The sequence below is a fragment of the Roseateles sp. GW821-FHT09H11 genome (assembly GCF_059415845.1).
In genome coordinates, this window is record NZ_JBWKOA010000001.1 from 65,044 (window position 1) to 79,984 (window position 14,941).

17 protein-coding genes are annotated in these 14,941 nt (G+C 69.4%); 9 read left to right on the top strand and 8 right to left on the bottom strand.

Annotation, left to right across the window (positions count from 1 at the left end; all coding sequences use genetic code 11):
* Positions 1 to 107: 107 nt before the first annotated feature.
* Both AC07PR_RS00315 and AC07PR_RS00320 read left to right on the top strand, forming a co-directional pair.
* Positions 108 to 518: an AtuA-related protein gene (locus AC07PR_RS00315; RefSeq protein ID WP_377161879.1), complete on the top strand. Its 411-nt coding sequence runs from the start codon at positions 108 to 110 to the stop codon at positions 516 to 518.
* Positions 515 to 1,540, top strand: a complete 1,026-nt coding sequence (locus tag AC07PR_RS00320) for a Bug family tripartite tricarboxylate transporter substrate binding protein (RefSeq protein WP_495133979.1) — start codon at positions 515 to 517, stop codon at positions 1,538 to 1,540. The genes AC07PR_RS00315 and AC07PR_RS00320 overlap by 4 nt, the downstream gene beginning before the upstream one ends.
* A gap of 54 nt (positions 1,541 to 1,594) precedes the next feature.
* Here AC07PR_RS00320 and AC07PR_RS00325 read toward each other — a convergent pair whose 3' ends face one another.
* From AC07PR_RS00325 to AC07PR_RS00345, 5 genes are all read right to left on the bottom strand, one after another.
* Positions 1,595 to 1,786 (bottom strand): 4-oxalocrotonate tautomerase, encoded by a 192-nt coding sequence (locus AC07PR_RS00325; RefSeq protein ID WP_377154671.1) that lies wholly within the window; start codon positions 1,784 to 1,786, stop codon positions 1,595 to 1,597.
* Between the two features lie 27 nt (positions 1,787 to 1,813).
* Entirely contained in the window at positions 1,814 to 2,572 is a 759-nt protein-coding gene (locus AC07PR_RS00330; RefSeq protein ID WP_495133980.1) for a class II aldolase/adducin family protein, read from the bottom strand.
* A gap of 2 nt (positions 2,573 to 2,574) precedes the next feature.
* A complete protein-coding gene (locus AC07PR_RS00335; RefSeq protein WP_495133981.1) occupies positions 2,575 to 2,919 on the bottom strand; it encodes a hypothetical protein in 345 nt (114 codons plus the stop codon).
* Positions 2,916 to 3,410, bottom strand: a complete 495-nt coding sequence (locus tag AC07PR_RS00340; RefSeq protein WP_495133982.1) for a hypothetical protein — start codon at positions 3,408 to 3,410, stop codon at positions 2,916 to 2,918. Before AC07PR_RS00340 ends, AC07PR_RS00335 begins: the two co-directional genes overlap by 4 nt.
* Positions 3,411 to 3,619: 209 nt before the next feature.
* A complete protein-coding gene (locus AC07PR_RS00345; protein ID WP_495133983.1) occupies positions 3,620 to 4,438 on the bottom strand; it encodes a hypothetical protein in 819 nt (272 codons plus the stop codon).
* A gap of 200 nt (positions 4,439 to 4,638) precedes the next feature.
* Here AC07PR_RS00345 and AC07PR_RS00350 point away from each other — a divergent pair, with 200 nt between their 5' ends.
* Positions 4,639 to 5,010, top strand: coding sequence for a VOC family protein (locus tag AC07PR_RS00350; RefSeq protein ID WP_495133984.1), 372 nt, complete (start codon positions 4,639 to 4,641; stop codon positions 5,008 to 5,010).
* Between the two features lie 87 nt (positions 5,011 to 5,097).
* Here AC07PR_RS00350 and AC07PR_RS00355 read toward each other — a convergent pair whose 3' ends face one another.
* Positions 5,098 to 5,955, bottom strand: a complete 858-nt coding sequence (locus tag AC07PR_RS00355; protein WP_495133985.1) for an amidohydrolase family protein — start codon at positions 5,953 to 5,955, stop codon at positions 5,098 to 5,100.
* A gap of 29 nt (positions 5,956 to 5,984) precedes the next feature.
* Here AC07PR_RS00355 and AC07PR_RS00360 point away from each other — a divergent pair, with 29 nt between their 5' ends.
* Both AC07PR_RS00360 and AC07PR_RS00365 read left to right on the top strand, forming a co-directional pair.
* Complete coding sequence (locus tag AC07PR_RS00360) at positions 5,985 to 6,761, top strand: GntR family transcriptional regulator (RefSeq protein ID WP_495133986.1); 777 nt, start codon at positions 5,985 to 5,987, stop codon at positions 6,759 to 6,761.
* A gap of 48 nt (positions 6,762 to 6,809) precedes the next feature.
* On the top strand, positions 6,810 to 7,787 hold the full coding sequence (locus tag AC07PR_RS00365; protein ID WP_377154685.1) for a tripartite tricarboxylate transporter substrate binding protein: 978 nt from the start codon (positions 6,810 to 6,812) through the stop codon (positions 7,785 to 7,787).
* 24 nt (positions 7,788 to 7,811) lie between these two features.
* Here AC07PR_RS00365 and AC07PR_RS00370 read toward each other — a convergent pair whose 3' ends face one another.
* Entirely contained in the window at positions 7,812 to 8,900 is a 1,089-nt protein-coding gene (locus tag AC07PR_RS00370; RefSeq protein ID WP_495133987.1) for an SDR family oxidoreductase, read from the bottom strand.
* A 147-nt stretch (positions 8,901 to 9,047) separates the two neighbouring features.
* On the opposite strand from AC07PR_RS00370, the gene AC07PR_RS00375 reads away from it, so the two are divergent.
* A complete protein-coding gene (locus AC07PR_RS00375; protein WP_495133988.1) occupies positions 9,048 to 9,974 on the top strand; it encodes an AraC family transcriptional regulator in 927 nt (308 codons plus the stop codon).
* Between the two features lies 1 nt (position 9,975).
* Here the strand turns inward: AC07PR_RS00375 and AC07PR_RS00380 are convergent, their stop codons facing one another.
* Positions 9,976 to 10,611 (bottom strand): TetR/AcrR family transcriptional regulator, encoded by a 636-nt coding sequence (locus tag AC07PR_RS00380; protein WP_483106666.1) that lies wholly within the window; start codon positions 10,609 to 10,611, stop codon positions 9,976 to 9,978.
* A gap of 118 nt (positions 10,612 to 10,729) precedes the next feature.
* Here AC07PR_RS00380 and AC07PR_RS00385 point away from each other — a divergent pair, with 118 nt between their 5' ends.
* Genes AC07PR_RS00385 through AC07PR_RS00395 form a run of 3 tightly spaced genes read left to right on the top strand, consistent with a single transcriptional unit; the run spans position 10,730 to position 14,935 of the window.
* On the top strand, positions 10,730 to 12,142 hold the full coding sequence (locus AC07PR_RS00385) for an NAD(P)-dependent oxidoreductase (protein ID WP_495133989.1): 1,413 nt from the start codon (positions 10,730 to 10,732) through the stop codon (positions 12,140 to 12,142).
* Complete coding sequence (preA, locus tag AC07PR_RS00390) at positions 12,135 to 13,469, top strand: NAD-dependent dihydropyrimidine dehydrogenase subunit PreA (protein ID WP_495133990.1); 1,335 nt, start codon at positions 12,135 to 12,137, stop codon at positions 13,467 to 13,469. Before AC07PR_RS00385 ends, preA begins: the two co-directional genes overlap by 8 nt.
* Complete coding sequence (locus AC07PR_RS00395) at positions 13,466 to 14,935, top strand: NCS1 family nucleobase:cation symporter-1 (RefSeq protein WP_483106663.1); 1,470 nt, start codon at positions 13,466 to 13,468, stop codon at positions 14,933 to 14,935. Before preA ends, AC07PR_RS00395 begins: the two co-directional genes overlap by 4 nt.
* The last annotated feature ends 6 nt before the right edge of the window (positions 14,936 to 14,941 follow it).

Here is a 14,941-nt window from a genome sequence, read left to right on the forward strand (position 1 = left end):
CGTCGGAAGGCAGCGAGGGGGGCTGGGGCCGGAATGGTGCCTGGGGGTCCAGGAGGGATCCCCCATGCACCGTGGAGAGCCCGCGCTTGGCGACACGCACGACGGCGATGTTCCGCGGCGCCTGCGCATCGACCCCCCGCACCGTTGAACTCCGTCTCGTCGCCCACGGCCGCACCGGCGACAAGGGCAACCGCTCCAACATCAGCGTGATCGCCTGGCACCCGGCGCTCTACCCGCTGCTGGTGGAGCAACTCACCGAGGAGGCCGTCGCCCTCAGGTTCGCGTCCCGCCGGCCGAGCCGCGTGACGCGGTACCTGCTGCCGCACCTGCACGCGATGAACTTCGTGCTGGACGACATCCTGGATGGCGGCGTCAACGATGCACTGAATCTCGACAGTCACGGCAAGGCGCTGGCCTTCGTCGTGCTGGCGATGCCCCTGGAGGTGCCGGAGTCTTTGCTGCCGCTGCTCCGGCGACCGGTCCTGAATCACAACGACATGATGGAGATGACGCCATGACTTTTCCGACGCCGATCAGCCGAAGACAGACCCTGATGATCGCTGCGTGCGCCGCGGCATTCTCGGTGGGCGTGCCGGGTCACGCGCAGGCCCAGACGCAGGCCCAGAATCAGGCATCAGGCGCGGGCGGCTACCCGAGCCGGCCGATCACCTTCCTGGTCCCCTTTGCGCCGGCAAGCGCGACGGACCAACTGGCGCGGGCGCTGGGGCAGTCGGTCACGGAGCAGACGAAGCTGGCGGTCGTCGTCGACAACAAGGCCGGCGCCAGCGGCATGCTCGCGGCGCAGCAGGGCGCGCGCGCCGCGCCGGACGGCTACACGGTGCTGATCACGACCAACACGACGCAGGCCGCCAATCCGCATCTGTACCGGAAGCTGCCCTACGACCCGGTGAAGGACTTCGCGCCGGTGACCGGTCTGGGCAAGGGCGGCCAGGTGATGGTGGTCAAGGCCGACGGCCCGTACAAGTCCGTGGCGGACGTGATCGCGCACGCGAAGCGCGAGCCGGGCAAGGTGAGTTTCGGCAGCGGGAGCGCGTCGAGCCGCGTCGCGGGCGAGCAGTTCCAGCAGCTCTCGCACACGCAGCTGCTGCACGTGCCGTACAAGAGCAATCCCCCGGCGCTGACCGACCTGATCGGCGGGCAGGTCGACTTCATGATCACCGACACGGCGACCGGACTGCCGCAGATCAAGGGCGGGAAGGTGAGGGCGCTGGGCTTCTCGATGACCAAGCGCTCGCCGCTGCTGCCGGAGGTGCCGACGATCGAGGAGGCCGGCGTCAAGGGCTACGACATGAGCTACTGGTTCGCGGCCTACGTGCCGGCGGCGACGCCGGCGCCGGTGGTGCAGCGTCTGCGCGAACTGCTGATCGCCGCGCTGCGCAGCGTGCCGGCGAAGACCTTCTTCGATGGTGCCGGCGTGGACGCCTGGGCCAGCACGCCGGACGAGCTGCGCGTGTTCCAGGAGGCGGAGACCCGCAAGTGGGGGCTGATCATCAAGGCGGCGGGGATCGAGCCGGAGTGACGCCTCCCGGAGTCCGCCCGGCGCTCCTGCGCATGAAGGGACGACGCGCCCGGCCTACTTGCCTTTCTCGGACCACAGCACGCCGCCGGTCGCCCAGTCCTGACGCTTCACGTCGAAGAACAGGACGTCGACGCCGTCAGCGCTACCGCCAAGCACGCGGACGCAGGCCTCGGTGAGTTCCCTGGCCAGATCGGCCTTCTGCTGCGGGGTCCGGCCTTCGAAGAGTTCGACGCGGAGGGTGGGCATGGGTGTTCTCCTGGGAGTGTGGGGGATTCAGTTCCGGAAGCCGGGCGACAGCCGGTCCACGCGGCGCAGCAGCGCGGGCCATTCGGCGTCGCCGTCGCGTTCGGTGCCGTCGCCGATCCATTGGTGGTGGGTGAGCTTTGCAAGTTCGTCGCTGACCTGCAGCACGCGGCCGCCGGTCGCGGCCGCTGCGGCCATCGCGCGCAGCTGCGCCTGCGCGGCGCGCTCGAGGATGTGCATCAACAGGTAGGCCTCGGCCACCGAGCGGCCGACGGTCAGCGTGCCGTGGTTCTCGAGGATCAGACCGTCGAGCGCGCCGAGATTGGCGACGAGGCGGGCTTGTTCATCGGCGCCCAGCGCCAGTCCTTCGTAAGCGTGGCGGCCGAGCCGGCCGTGCAGACGCATCGCCCATTGCGAGGTCGGCTGCAGTCCGCCCGGGAGCATGGCCAGCGCGACGCCCCACGGTGCGTGCAGGTGGATCACGCATTCGACGTCGGGGCGGGCGGCGTGCACGGCGCCATGGATCGCGAAGCCGCTCGGATTGACGCGCCGGCCGGTGCCGTCGACGACGCGGCCGCGCACGTCGACCTTCACCAGGCTGGAGGCGCAGACCTCGTCGAAGCCGAGGCCGAATTCATTCAGCAGGTAGACGCCGGGCTCGCCGGGAACGGCGGCGGACAGGTGCGTGTAGATCGTGTCGTCCCAACCCGCCAGCGCGGCCAGGCGATAGGCGGCGGCGAGGTCGATGCGGACGTCGGATTCGGTGCGGGGGTGGGAAGGAGTGGGCACATTCATTTCTTGGCGGCGCAGAGATGCTTGCTCTTGGGTGACCAGCACGTCACCTTTTCGGCATTCACCGCGATGTAGAGACCCACGGCGATCAGGGGAACACAGACGAAGGCCTTCTTCCATCCCCTGACCACGCCGACCACCGATTCGCCCAAGCTGATTGGAATCCCACGCGCGAAGGCGAACACGATCGCAAAAACCACCGTCGTGCCACCAAGGAAGCGCGTCGCTGCGAACTCCCCAAAGATCATGCCGACCCCGACGCCAGTCACGACCAATGCGATCCCGAGCACCTTCTGAACGAAGGGCTTGCCAGACTGCTCGCGGATGAAACCCAGCAGACTCATCGCCCACCCTCGATATCCCGTGGCCACGCTAGGCCGCGCAGCACGATCTCCGCGAACCGCGCGAAATCGCTGCCGAAGTTGTACAGCCGCTCGTCGACTCCGGTGTAGACCAGGAAATCGCCATGCACGTCCACGATGACGTCGGCGTAGGCGTCATGAGCCTCACCGATCACTATCGCGGCACTGAGCCGCGGCCAGTAGGAAACCCAGTTGGGGTGAACGGGCTCAGGTGCGCGCAGGAAGTCGATGTTGCCGGCTCCGCATTCAATGCCCTCGCCAGACTCGCCCACGTTCAGGCCTCCGAATTCTTCCAGCAGGGCCGTTGCATAGGCCATGGCATTGCCGGCGACGACGAGCGCGGTTCGTGGCTGCGGCTTCCAACCTGCGCGCTTGAACAACTGCCGCACGTACGGATCGAAGGCCCAGCCTCCGGCTTCGGAGTCGGCCTCCCGTGGGTAGTCTTCAACCCAGTCTCCGTGAATCCAAGGCATTGGTGCGTGTAGCGATCGGTGCAATGCGGCGGAGTCTATTCGACGCACGACGCACGACGCACGACGCGCGGGAAGTGCTGGGCAGACTCATTCGTGGCTCGCCGGGCGCCTTCGATCGGCGTGAGATGTCCGAAATGATGGTGAAGGTCCGAGAGAAGCGCGGGAGGTCAAGAGCCCCTCGCGATGAACCTTGTTCGTGCCGATGGACCTCAAACCCCCGGCACGCACACCATCGCAATGCTCGCCCACACCCCGAAGCTGAAGTACGGCGTGAGCCACAGCGCATCGGCCTTCCACGCGACCCAGCTGCCGCTCGGGACGCGGCGGTGCCAGGCGTCGCGCGCGCCTTCGTCCAGGCGCATGTAGACGAGGCCGCGCGCGCGGCCCTCGCGGTAGCGGCGGCAGTACATCGGCACGTCCACGCTGAGCACATACGCGACGAAGCCCATCGCGCCCACGATGCCGAAGAGCGCCACCGCGTGGACCCAGCCGCTGCTGTTCAGCGCGATGACGCCGAGCAGGATCGCCATCCAGCTGAAGCCCGCCGCCCAGAGCGAGGACTCGACCGCTTGCGTGATGTGGTTCAGCGTCAGCACGCTGTGCCAGCAGAAGCCTTGCGCGATCACCATGAACAGCGGGATCGCCCACGCCGCCTTCTGGACCGCCGGCATGCCGGCGTGCCCGGCCAGTTGGTGGACCAGCAGACCCAGTTGGAACGCGAAGCAGATCTCCGCGATCGTGGCCGCGGTGCGGCCCAGGAAGATGCTGGAGAGGTGGGTGTCCACGACGACCAGTCGCTCGAGGTCCACCCGCGGAAACAGCGAGCGGTAGGCGCAGACCAGCACGTAGACGCCGGACAAGGCCAGGTGCAAGTGAGCCTGGAAGCCGTCGATCGGCGCGAATTGCAGCACCGCCAGCCACAGGCAGACGTTGAGCACGGCGATCGCGCGAAGGGCGCGCCACCAGGACAGCACGCCGGGATCGGCGCCGGCAAGTCCTACAGAAGAAATATTGCGAATTGATGACATCTCGCAGTGAGGGTAACCGCGACTCGATGGCCCAGGGAATGGCCCGGATGGCTCATTCGGCGCTATCGAAGGCCGGCCGACGGGCTTGGCGAAAGCGCCGCGGAAAAGGCGCCGGTGAGCCGCCGATGAGCCGCCGATGAGTCTTCGATAGGCCGCCGACAGATGGCGCGATGATGGACACCCCCTTTTCAGGAGAGCTCATGTTCGACCACGTCAAATTCGGCGTCCGCGACTATGCCGCGAGCAAGGCGTTCTATCTGCAGGCGCTCGCGCCGCTCGGCGTGACGATCGGCGGGGAGGGCGTTCCGACCTACGGCATCGAGATCTGCGGCAGCAACAACGCATCGCTGTGTCTGTTCCAGACCGAGGAACGGACGGCGCCGCTCCACATCGCCTTCGTGGCCCAGACCCGCGAGCAGGTCGACGCGTTCCATCGCGCCGCGTTGGCGGCCGGCGGCAAGGACAACGGCCCGCCCGGACTGCGTCCGAAGTACCACGCGAACTACTACGCGGCCTTCGTGATCGATCCGGAGGGGCACAACATCGAGGCGGTCTGCCACGCACCAGGCTGACCGGTCCTCGACGCTGCTTTCAGAGCGCTCTGCTCGAGGCGCGATCGTGGCCAGTCAGCCCCCGGAGAAGCCGCCGCGAAGCGGCGCTCAGAACCCGTACAGGCTCAGCGCGTTGTCGGTGAGCACGACCTCGCTCATCGTGTCCGAGGCCAGCCAGTCGGCGAGCCACCGTGGCGATGCGGACGTCGCCTGCGCCTGCTCATGGGCCGTGCACGGCCAGTCGCTGCCCCACACCAGCCGCATCGGACCCACGCGGTCCAGCCAGCGGGCCGCCAGGTCCTGGGCCTCGCACCCGGCCGCGAGGCGGTAGGGCGCGCTCAGCTTCACGTAGAGCCGGTCGTGTTGTCCGGCGACCAGGCCGCTGAACTCGGTCGGCGACGCCGGCTTGCCGAAGTGGTCGACGACGACCGTCAAGGACTCGGGAAGCTGGCGCAGCACTTCCGCGAGACGCCCGTGGTCCGTGTGGATCTGCAGGTGCCAGGACAGCGCCTCCAGCTGATCGAACAGCGGATGCAGGTCCTCGCCGATCCGGTGATCGGTGCCGACCAGGTTGAGCCGGACGCCGCAGACGCCCAGCGCGTCCATGCGGCGGAGCTCGTGGACCGCGAAACCCGGCGAGACGACGGCCACGCCGCGGAGCTGCGCGGGCCGCTCGGCCAGCAGCTGGAGCAGGTGGCTGTTGTCCGTGACGAGGAAGCTCGGCTGCACCAGCACGCCGTGCGTGATGCCGTTCGGTGCGACCGCCGCGTCCCAGGCCTCGATCGGCGCCGCGTAGTCCGGCACATAGCGCGATCCCGGCGCGCCCGCGGTCGTCAGCGCAAACGCGTGGAAGTGCGTGTCGACCACGCCCGAGAGGGGCTGGCCGGTGACCGCGCCCGAGCCGGGCGTGGCGGCGGCCTCGCTCGGGCCGATGGGGTTGACGGCGGGGTGGGGCGTCGGCATCATGAGCGAATTCTAGTCCTATAGAGGACTACATGAAAGCAGCTTTGCGAACACCGAGCACATCAGGTCCATCGGGCGCCTCCGACAGGGGGCTCGCCTCCACCGCCGGCGTCAGCCGCTATGCGCAGCTCGCGCAGGACCTCCGCCAGCGCATCATCGGCGGCGAGTGGTCCGCGGGCGCGGCCATCCCTTCGGAGACCGAGCTCGCGCAGCGCTTCGGCGTGGCGCTCGGCACGGTCCGGCAGGCCGTCGCCATGCTGGCGGCCGAGGGCATCATCCAGCGCGTGCACGGCAAGGGCACCTTCGTCACGCAGGGCTTGAACGGGCCGTCGCTGCTGCGCTTCTTCCGGTTCCGCGGTCCGGCGGACGGTCCGCCCACGGCGCAGGTCCGGCGCTGCCAGACCGTGCGCCTGCGCGTGGCCGAGGCCCAGGCGCTCGGACAGGAGACCGGCGACGCCGCGCTGCGCGTGAAGCGGGTGCGGCTGCTCGACGCGAAGCCGGTGCTCGCCGAGGACCTCCTGCTGCCGCTCGCCCGCTTCGCCGCGTTGCGCGAGCTCCCGCTCCGCGAGTGGGAGGACCTGCTCTATCCGATGCTGGCCCGCCTGTGCGGCGTGACGGTCGCGCGGGCCGCCGACGAACTGACCTTCGGCCATCTGGACGCCGCGACCGCGGCCCTGCTGGACCTGCCCGAGGGCGCGCCCGGGATCCGCGTCGACCGCAAGGCCTTCGACCTCGGCGGCCAGTGCATCGAGCTGCGCACCACCTGGGGTGACGCCACCGCCTTCCACTACAGCGCCGAGACGCGCTGATCCCCTGCGCCGAGAAGCGCGGGTTCCTTTTTCCCCTGGAGACCCACGATGATCCAACGACGCCATGCCGTGCTGACGGCGCTGGCCCTGGCCGCCCTGACCAGTTTCTCCGGCGGCGCCTCGGCGCAAGCCTGGCCGACCAAGCCGGTGACCTTCATGGTGAGCTACCCGCCCGGCGGCGGCGCGGACCTGATCGCGCGCCTGATCGCGCCCAAGGTCGGCGAGGCGCTCGGGCAGACCATCATCATCGAGAACCGCCCGGGCGGCAGCGGCCAGATCGCCGCCGGCGCCGTGGCGCGGGCGCCGGCCGACGGCTACACGCTGCTGTTCGACGCGTCCTCGTATGCCGTCACGCCGACGCTGTTCCCCAACTCGCCCTACAAGCAGGGCAAGGCCTTCAAGACGGTCGCGGTGACGGCGCTGTTCCCCAACGTCGTGCTGGTGAACGCACAGTTCCCGGCGAAGAACGCCGCCGAACTGGTGGCGGCGGCCAAGGCGAAGACGGATGCGGTGGCCTTCGCCTCATCGGGCAACGGCTCGGCGCAGCACATCGCCGGCGTGCTGTTCGAGCAGTCGGCGAAGGTCGAGATGATGCATGTGCCGTACAAGGGCGGCGGCCCCGCGCTGACCGACGTGATCGGCGGCCAGGTCCCCGTGTTCTTCGGCAACGTGGCCTCGACGCTGCAGTACGTGAAGCAGGGCAAGCTGCGCCCGCTGGCGGTCAGCGGGAAGAAGCGCTCCGCGGCATTGCCGGACGTGCCGACCGGCGCCGAGGCAGGACTGCCCGGCTTCGAGATGTACGAATGGAACGGGCTGTTCGCCCCGGTCGGCACGCCCGCGCCGGTCGTCGACCGGCTGTCCAAGGCCGTGCAGCAGGCGCTGGCCTCGCCGGAGGTGAAGGCGCGGATCGCCGAGCTCGGCGGCGACGCCTTCCACGGCGGCGTGGCCGAGTCGGAGAAGTTCGTCAACGCCGAACTCAAGCGCATGGCCACGCTCATCAAGGAGCGGAGCATCACCGTCGAGTGAGCGTTCCGCGGGGTGTTGCGCGCGCTACTTCGCGTCGCGCAACATGCCCAATCGGATGAGGCTCTCGGCGGTCGCCACGATCGCCTCCTCGTTGGACCGCGGCCGCCAGCCGAGCACGCGTCGCGCCTTGTTGCCCGAGGCGTTCATGTTCCGGTCGAGCAGCCAGGCGACGCTGCGCCCCGCGGGCGTGCCGCGCCCGATCAGCTTCACCAGCCAGCTCGGCAGCACCCGCGTCTTCACGCGGTGCGCGTCGGCGCCGAGCCGCCGCTTGAGCAGCTTCGCGATGTCGACCATCCACAGGCTGTCGCCGGCGGTGGCGAGGAAGCGCTCGCCGTTCGCGGCCGGGTCGACCATCGCGCGCAGATGCAGGTCGGCGACGTCGCGGACGTCGACGACGCCGGTGTTGATCTTCGGACAGCCGGGCTGGCCGTTCATCATCCGCTGGATGAGGCCGATGGAATGGGAGGTGTCGGGACCCAGCGCCGGGCCCAGCACCGCGACCGGGTTGATCGCCGAGAGCTCGAGCCCGCGACCTTCCTTCGCGATGAAGTCCCAGGCGGCGCGTTCAGCCAGCGTCTTGGACTTCTGATACGGCCAGACCTGGCCGGAGAGGTCGCTCCAGTCCGTCTCGTCGAAGGGACGGGACATCGGCCCGTGGCCGGCGCAGATCGCGCCGAAGGCGGAGGTCAGCACGACGCGCTGGACGCCGGCCTCCCGCGCCGCGCGCAGCACGCGCAGGTTGCCGTCCACCGCGGGGCGGATCCAGTCTTCCTCGCTCGCCTGCGTGCCCGAGGGCGTCGGCGAGGCGCCGTGCAGCACGTAGCGGCATCCCGCCACGGCCTCGCTCCAGCCGGCGTCGGCCGACAGGTCGGCGACGACGAAGGACAGGCGATCGCCGGGATCGGCGCCACCGACGCGCAGATGGGCGCGGACCTCGGCTTCTCGCTTCGCGGTGCGCAGGGTGGTGCGCACGCGGTAGCCGCCGGCGAGCAGCGCGAGGATGCAGTGCTGGGCGATGAAGCCGGTGCCGCCGGTGACCAGGACGAGGTCGCCGCGCGGGTCCTTCGGATCGTTCCGATGTCCCGGGTCGTCGAGGTCGTTCGAATTGCTCATGTCGTTCATGCTCTTCAAGTCTTCCACGGGGGTGGCCTCGTCGAGCGGTGCAGTCCGCTGCCCCGAGGCCGAAGACCGGCACGATAGGAGGCGGCGTCCGAACTGTGAATGCTTGAGCGTACGCATCACTTGCGTGATAGTTCGGAAATGCAGGCTGATCCGTTTTCCGACATCCTCAAGTTCACGCGCGCCGAGTCGCTGGTCACCGGCGGCTTCCGGGCCGGCGGGCAGTGGGCGATCCGCTTCCCCGCGCCCGACAAGATCAAGTTCTTCGCCGTCGTGAAGGGCCGCTGCTGGGTGCGCATCGAGGGCGAGCCCGACGCGGTCCTCTTCGAGACCGGGGACGTGGGGCTGCTGGCGGCGAAGCGGGCGTCGGTGCTGGCGAGCGCCCTGGACATCGAGCCCGTCGATGCGATGGGACTCTTCTCCGGCGCCGGCCGCTCGACGGCCACCTTGGGCGACGGCGAGGACTTCGCGCACCTCGGGGGTCATGTCTTGCTCGACCCGGCAAGCGGACGCCTGCTCGAGGGCGTCCTGCCGCCGTGGATCCACATCCGGGCGGCCTCGCCTCGGGCCACGGTGTTCCGATGGGTGCTGGCGCAGCTCGTCGAGGAGCGGGCCCATCCGCTGCCCGGCGCGCAGCTGGTGACGGAGCAACTCTCGCAGCTGCTGTTCATCCAGATCCTGCGCGCGCATCTGGAGGCGTCGGGCCCGATGCCCGCCGGGTGGCTGCGCGCGCTGGCGGATCCGCGCCTCGCGCCGGCCTTGCGCCTGATGCATGGCGACCCCGCGAGAAGCTGGCATCTCGAAGAACTGGCGAGCGCCTGCGCGATGTCGCGGACGACCTTCGCCGTGCGCTTCAAGGACGTCGCGGGCGTCGCTCCGCTGAGCTACCTCGCCGACTGGCGCATGCGACTCGCGGAGCGCGCGTTGAGGGAGGAGGACACGCCGGTGGCGGTGCTGGCGCGCTCGCTCGGTTATGCGTCCGAGAGCGCCTTCAGCAACGCATTCAAACGTGTCACGGGGAAGTCGCCGACGACGTGGCGGAACGCCGTGGCGGACAGCACGCGCTGAATCAGCCGCGCAGGCTCTTCATCACCACACTCGTGATCAAGGCGTGGGCGGCATCGAAGTCGCCCTCCGACAACTGCCGCTTGCCCATCACCACGGCGAACTGGGGGCCCAGGTCGGCATAGGCCTGGGTCGAGGACCAGATCAGGAACATCAGGTGCGTGAAGTCCACGCGCGCCACCAGGCCCTGCTTGGCCCAGCGCTCGAAGGTGCGCACATTGGCGCGCAGATGCGGCACGACGCTCTTGGCGAGCTTGTCGGCGTAGCGCGGCGCACCGGCCATGACTTCGCGCGTGAAGACCGCCGAGCCGCCCGGGCGCTCGCGTGAGAAACGCAGCTTGGCGCGAATGTAGGCACTGATCGCCGACTCGGGCTCGTGCTCCCTGGCCAAGGTGTCCATGCTCTCGAGCCAGGACGCCAGCACGCTGTCGAGCACGGCACCGTACAGCTCCTCCTTGCTCGCGTAGTAGTACAGCATGTTCTGCCGGCTGATCGACAGCGCCGCGGCAATGCTGTCGAGCGAGACGCCCTCGAAGCCGAAGCGCGCGAACTGCTGCTCCGCCTCGGCCAGGATCTGCGACTGCTTCCGGATGCGGGCCGCACTGACCTTGCGCGGCGGTGTCTGCAACTGTTTCTCCATGCACCGATTGTGGGCGGCAACGCCCCAGGACGTCTTCATCGGGTTTTTACGCGATGGTCAATTTTTTACTTCTCAGTAAATATCGCCGCCGTACTGATCGCCAACGGATGAGGTCGAGATGACGAACGTGCCATCGCCACACACATCGGACGACAGCCCTCCGGGCGGGATCCGCGCCGGACGGCTCGATGCCGCCGCCTACGCCCGCAACTTCGGCGACGCCCACCCGGCGCTGACGCGCGTGCAGGCGCTGATCGAGGCCGAGCGCTGCTACTACTGCTTCGATGCGCCCTGCATCGCGGCCTGTCCCACCGGCATCGACATCCCGACCTTCATCCAGCGCATCGCGCAGGACAACCTCCGCGGCGCGGCGCGCGCCATCCTGGAGGCCAACCCGCTGGGCGGCCTGTGCGCGCGGGTCTGTCCGACCGAGGTCCTGTGCGAGCAGGCCTGCGTGCGAGACAGGAACGAGGACAAGCCGGTGGAGATCGGCAGCCTGCAGCGCTACGCGACGGATGCTCACTTCTCGACGCCCGGCGCGCCGCTGTTCACACGTGCCGCCGTGACCGGCCGGCGCGTGGCCGTCGTCGGCGCGGGCCCGGCGGGCCTGGCCTGCGCGCACGGCCTGGCGCGACGCGGCCACGAGGTGGTGCTCTTCGACGCCCAGCCCAAGCTGGGCGGGCTCAACGAGTACGGCCTGGCCACGTACAAGACGGCGGGCGATTTCGCGCAACAGGAGATCGACTGGCTGCTGTCCATCGGTGGCATCGAGCCGCGCTGCGGACAGCAGCTCGGCCGTGACTTCACGCTCGACGAGCTGCTCGCGGGCTTCGACGCGGTCTTCCTCGGCATGGGCCTGGCGGGGGTGAACGCGCTGGGCATCGAGGAGCCGCAGCTGGACGGCCTGCGCGCCGCGGTGGACTTCATCGCCGAGCTGCGCCAGAGCAATCCCGCGCAGGTGCCGGTCGGCCGGCGCGTCGTCGTCATCGGGGGCGGCATGACGGCGGTGGACGCGGCGGTGCAGGCCCGTCTGCTGGGCGCCGAAGAAGTGACCATGGTCTACCGGCGCGGGCCGGCGTCGCTCTCGGCCTCCGACGTCGAGGTGCGTTGGGCCCAGACCAACGGTGTCACGGTGCGTCATTGGGCGAAGCCCACGGCGGTGCTGGGCGACGGCGGGCGGGTCATCGGCGTGCGCTTTGCCGCCACGGCGGAGCAGGGCGGCCAGCTCGTGGAGACCGGCGAGGCCTTCACGCTCGCCGCCGACATGGTGCTCAAGGCCATCGGCCAGACCTTCGTCGCGGAGCCCGTCGGCGCCGCGATCACGCTCGTCGGCGGACGCATCGGCACGGACGACGACGGGCGCACCAGCCACCCGCGGGTCTGGGCCGGCGGCGATTGCCGCCACGGCGGCCGCGATCTGACGGTGGAAGCCGTCGAGCACGGCAAGCGCGCGGCCGTGTCCATCGACGCCGCGCTGCGCGACGAGGCCGGCAGTTCCCAGGCACGCCCCCAGGAGGTCCACCGTGGCTGATCTCACCACCACTTTCGCGGGCATCAAGAGCCCCAACCCGTTCTGGCTGGCGTCCGCGCCGCCGACCGACAAGGAGATCAACGTCACCCGCGCGTTCGAAGCCGGCTGGGGCGGCGTGGTGTGGAAGACGCTGGGCGAGGATCCGCCTGTGGTCAATGTGAGCGGCCCGCGCTACGCCACGCTGATGTCGCAGGACCGCCGTGTCATCGGTCTGAACAACATCGAGCTGATCACCGACCGGCCGTTGCGCACCAACCTCGAGGAGATCGCCCGCGTCAAGCGCGCCTGGCCGGACCGTGCCATGGTCGTCTCGCTGATGGTGCCCGTGGACGAGATGGCCTGGAAGCGCATCCTGCCCATGGTGGAAGACGTGGGCGCCGACGGGATCGAGCTCAACTTCGGCTGCCCGCACGGCATGAGCGAGCGCGGCATGGGCGCGGCCGTCGGCCAGGTGCCCGAGTACATCCAGCGCATTGCCGAGTGGTGCAAGCACTACTCCCGGCTGCCCACCATCGTGAAGCTCACGCCCAACATCACCGACGTGCGCCACCCGGCGCGTGCGGCCAAGGCGGGCGGCGCGGATGCCGTCAGCCTGATCAACACGATCAACTCCATCATGGGCGTGGACCTGGACCGGCTCGCCATGTTGCCCAGCACCGACGGCTGGGGCTCGCACGGCGGCTACTGCGGCCCGGCGGTCAAGCCCATCGCGCTGAACATGGTGGCCGAGATCGCCCGCGATCCGCTGACCGCCGGCCTGCCCATCTCCGGCATCGGCGGCATCACCACCTGGCGGGACGCGGCGGAGTTCATCGCCCTCGGCGCCGGCAATGTGCAGGTCTGCACCGCGGCCATGGTGTACGGCTTCAAGATCGTGCAGGACCTGTGCGACGGGCTGTCCAACTACCTCGATTCGCGCGGCATGCGATCCGTGGAGGAACTGCGGGGCCGCGCCACGCCGACGGTGAAGGACTGGAACGCCCTGAACCTCAACCACGTGGAGAAGGCCGTCATCAACCAGGACAGCTGCATCCAGTGCGGTCGCTGCCACGTGGTCTGCGAAGACACCTCGCACCAGGCGATCAGCGCGACGAAGGACGGCAGGCGCCACTTCGAGGTCAAGGACGAGGAGTGCGTGGGCTGCAACCTGTGCGTCTCCATCTGCCCGGTGCCCGACACGATCACGATGCGCGCGCTCAAGCCCGGCGAGATCGATCGTCGTACCGGCCAGCCGGTCACCGGTACCTACGCCAACTGGACGACGCACCCGAACAACCCGCGCAGCCAGTGCGCGAGCGCGCCCGAGACCGTGCAGGGGGCCGCATGAACACGCCGGGCAACGATCAGCTGTCCAACGCCGACCTGGCGCCCACCCGGCCGGAGCAGCGCACCTGGCGCTGGTACCACTTCGCCGCGCTGTGGGTGGGCATGGTGATGTGCATTCCCGCCTACACGCTGGCGGCAGGACTGATCGAGGCCGGCATGTCCTGGCGGCAGGCCGTGCTGACCGTGTTTCTCGGCAACTTCATCGTGCTGATCCCGATGCTCCTGATCGGCCACGCGGGTGCCAAGCACGGCATCCCGTACGCGGTGCTGGCCCGGGCGTCCTTCGGCACGCGCGGCGCGCGGCTGCCGGCGCTGCTGCGGGCCCTGGTGGCCTGCGGCTGGTACGGGATCCAGACCTGGTTCGGCGGCATGATGATCTACACGCTCATCGGCACGATCCTGGGCCGCCCGCTCGACGCCGATCCGTTGCCGGGCCTGGGCATCACGGCCGGACAGCTTGTGTGCTTCCTGGCGTTCTGGGGGCTGCAGTTCTACTTCATCGTCCACGGCATCGAATCGATCCGCAAGCTGGAGACCTACACGGCGCCGATCAAGATCGCGATCTGCTTCGTGCTGCTGGGCTGGGCGTGGCAGCGTGCGGGCGGCTTCGGACCGATCCTCGACCAGCCCTCGCAGTTCGTCGACGGCGGCAGGAAGGCCGGGCAGTTCTGGGCCGTGTTCTGGCCCTCGCTCACGGCCATGGTCGGTTTCTGGGCCACGCTGGCGCTGAACATCCCCGACTTCACGCGCTTCGCCAGATCGCAGCGCGACCAGTTCGTCGGCCAGGCCATCGGCCTGCCGGCGCCGATGGGCCTGCTCGCCGCGCTGGCGGTGATCGTGACCTCGGCCACGGTGGTCATCTTCGGCAAGGCGATCTGGGACCCGGTGGACCTGGCCAGCCGGATGACGGGCGCTGCCGTGCTGATCGCGCTGATCGTGCTGCTGATCGACACCGTGAGCGTGAACCTCGCGGCCAACCTCGTCGGCCCGGCCTTCGACTTCTCGGCGCTGGCGCCTCGGCGAATCTCGTACCGCACCGGCGGCTTCATCACCGCCGGCCTGGCGCTGGCCATGATGCCCTGGAAGATCCTCGAGTCGACGCAGGGCTACATCTTCACCTGGCTGATCGGCTACTCGGCGCTGCTCGGTCCCGTGGCCGGCATCCTGATCGTCGACTACTACCTGATCCGGCGCACCGAGCTGCAGGTCGACGACCTGTACCGCGAGGGCGGGCGCTACAGCTACGGCTCGGGCTGGAACCGGGCCGCGCTCCTGGCCTTCGTGCTCGGCGTCCTGCCCAATCTCCCGGGCTTCCTGAACGCGGCGCTGCCGGCGCGGTTCGGCGATGTGGCGGAGCCCTTCAAGCTGATCTACACCTACGCCTGGTTCGTCGGCATGGCGATCGCGGCGGTGGTCTATCGCGTGGCCATGGGCGCGCGCGCAACGCCGGTACCGGCCAATGCCTGAGGAGAT